This is a genomic window from Yaniella sp., from assembly GCF_030453185.1.
Classification (GTDB): domain Bacteria; phylum Actinomycetota; class Actinomycetes; order Actinomycetales; family Micrococcaceae; genus Yaniella.
Genome location: NZ_JAKDKW010000141.1, coordinates 1 through 2808 on the forward strand (window position 1 = coordinate 1; position 2808 = coordinate 2808).

Below are 2808 nucleotides of genomic sequence, written 5' to 3' on the forward strand. Positions count from 1 at the left end.
ACGACTGGCCGGGGAAATCTCCGTAGCCAAGTGCGTCTCCGGGACCACCGATTGTGCCGTTGCGATCAAGGTCTGCACCGGATTCGACACCAGCGTTTGAAGGGGCTGTGTAACTATACGGGTACGTCATACCACCGCTATCTTGGGCACCGACCGCCAAGTAGTTGGTGTTGAAAGCGTCGACGATATCATCACCGGCATCGACGTCAATACCCGTTAGCACCAGAACATCGGGGCGTACTTGCTGAATGACTTTAGCGACTTCAGCGGCGTCTTCTGCACCTGGAGCAGAGAGGTCCTCGAGGAGATCGCCCGAGACCGAACGGCTGAGATTCGCGTCGAACGTGGCAACGCGTAGGGCATCGTCTTCGGATTCCGCTAGAACGGGCGCTGATGTCTCATCGGAGGCGTCAGCGGTGGAGATATTCGACACCGAGCCTGCAGGAAGACAGATATTTTCACTAGATGATGATTCTTCTACCGCAGCAAGGCTTGGAGTTGCGAAACCCAACGCTAAGCATCCGGCTGTTGCCGCGATGAGCGCTGTTTTTTGCACTCCAAAACGAAGGCGATATTTATGCATGAGTGCCAGCTTAGGCATGAAGCCCCATGAGTGAAAGTGCGCGTCGACTTCGCGAAACTTACCGTCCCAGCCCTGAAATGGCTAGTCAGCTGCAAGCATGCGGCCCCTGAAGGTTACCCTGGTCTTCTCCGTTTATTTTTGCAGCCAACTCTTGATCGGAATGTGATCATTTCGTGACCCTAGGGTCGGCAACACAATGGCGTCCTGCGCAAAACCCGCGTCTGACCTGGGCCAATTTTGTGACACTTAACACGTCGTAGCGTCGTGCAGGAAACACCTTCCGCTAGGGCGCAGGATTGGTTCCGCAATCATCCACCCAATTCCCTCGCTCGACGCTCATCGACTACCTCGGTACTGAGTCGTGCTGCACTCGCCGTCATGCCGAGGGTTGCGCCAATAATCAACATCATTGCAAGGCCGCGCAGGATCCCGAATGATTGATCGAGCAGCACCCAGCCGATCAGTGCGGCGAACACGGGTTCGAGGCTAAGAAGGATGGAGAAGGTGTGGCGAGGCAGCCTGCGTAGCGCGGCCAGTTCAAGCGATGTCGGCACAACGGTGGAGATAAAGGCGACCGTCAGCATGAGCCAGTAGATTTCCGGAGTGAAAACTAATTCGACGACACCGCTGAACCCAACGGGCAGCAAGACGATCGCCGCAATCAGCGCAGCAACCGGCAGGCCCTGAAGTCCTGGCAGGCTACGACCTACCCGCGCGCTGAACAGGATATATAGTACCCAAGACACTCCCGCCAGTGCAGCAAAGAGTATCCCGACGAGATCGAACCCGACGGAGCCCGTCATCGATTCAAGGCCGAGCAATATCAGCCCCAATCCCGCGGCGCCGATCCAGATAAGGTCCCTACGATTCGTCGACAAGATCACCGCGAGCGCCAGCGGACCAACGAACTGGATGGCCACGGTGACACCCAGCGGGATGCGCTCTATCGCGGCGTAGAAAAAACCGTTCATGCCGGCGAGGCTGATGCCGAATAGGGCGACGTTGCGCCATGCGGCACCAGTCCAGCGCCAGGGTGTGGGTCGTACGAGGAGTAACAGCATGACCGAGGCCAAACCCAGCCGTAGCGCCGACACTCCCCAGGCGCCCCCGTAATGAAAGAGGCTCGTGGCTAGTGCTGCACCAACCGGAAGTGAGAAAGTCGCTACCATCACCATGATCACACCGGTCATGGACATGCCGCGGGCGCGCTCTACCAACTGCCTCCCCCTTGATTACATACGGCTTACCAGCCGCGTTCCGCTAAGCGGTGCGGCTCCGGGATATCGGATACGTTCAAGCCCACCATGGCATCACCGATACCGCGGGAGGCGTTTGCTACGGCCTGCGGGTCGCGATAATTCTCGGTGGCCGAAACGATGGCCTCTGCCCGGGCGGCAGGGTTATCGGAGTGGAAGATCCCCGAACCGACGAACACGCCGTCGGCGCCCATCTGCATCATCATTGCTGCGTCAGCCGGTGTCGCGATACCGCCTGCAGTAAACAGGCCCACCGGCAGCTTACCCGCTTCGGCGATCTGCTTGACGAGCTGGTATGGGGACTGCAATTCTTTCGCGGCCACGAAGAGTTCGTTTTCGTCCATGGCGGCCAGTCCGGCGATTTCAGCGTTCAGGGTGCGCAGATGCTTGACCGCTTCAGAGACATCTCCGGTACCTGCCTCGCCCTTGGAACGAATCATTGCCGCGCCCTCGGTCAGACGACGCAGAGCTTCGCCCAGATGGGTTGCACCGCAGACGAAGGGCGTCTCAAAGTCCCATTTGTTGACGTGGTGCACGTAGTCCGCCGGGGACAGCACCTCGGATTCATCAATGAAATCCACGCCCAGGGTTTCCAGGATCTGTGCTTCGACAAAATGGCCGATGCGCACTTTGGCCATCACCGGGATGTCAACGGCGTCGATAATTGACTCGATGAGCTCCGGCGCCGAGCTCCGGGCGATACCGCCTTCGGCGCGAATATCAGCTGGCACGCGCTCAAGGGCCATAACCGCGATCGCTCCGGCATCTTCGGCAATCTTGGCTTGCTCAGCCGTGACCACGTCCATGATGACGCCGCCCCGAAATTGCTCGGATAGTCCGGTACGTACTGCTTGGTTCGATGCATTCATTACTTTTCTCCTTTGACCTATGCCAATAGTTTGGCCTAGGTCAAAGAATAGTCGAAGTTTTTCACTGCGCCTATATGTTGCGCAACACAAAGCCAGCAGG

Annotated in this window: 2 protein-coding genes and 1 pseudogene; all 3 read right to left on the reverse strand. The window is 58.1% G+C overall.

Going from position 1 to position 2808, the window contains the following annotated elements:
* Window positions 1–601: pseudogene (locus L0H14_RS12250) on the reverse strand (hypothetical protein); the annotation flags it as partial.
* 290 nt (window positions 602–891) lie between these two features.
* Complete coding sequence (locus L0H14_RS12255) at window positions 892–1800, reverse strand: DMT family transporter (protein ID WP_301418955.1); 909 nt, start codon at window positions 1798–1800, stop codon at window positions 892–894.
* 26 nt (window positions 1801–1826) lie between these two features.
* Window positions 1827–2708: a pyridoxal 5'-phosphate synthase lyase subunit PdxS gene (pdxS, locus tag L0H14_RS12260; protein WP_301421974.1), complete on the reverse strand. Its 882-nt coding sequence runs from the start codon at window positions 2706–2708 to the stop codon at window positions 1827–1829.
* Between the last annotated feature and the right edge of the window lie 100 nt (window positions 2709–2808).

What these genes read in the sequence shown, in the direction of transcription:
- pdxS (WP_301421974.1), bottom strand. Translation starts at nt 2,708, where the DNA reads ATGAATGCATCGAACCAAGCAGTACGTACCGGACTATCCGAGCAATTT.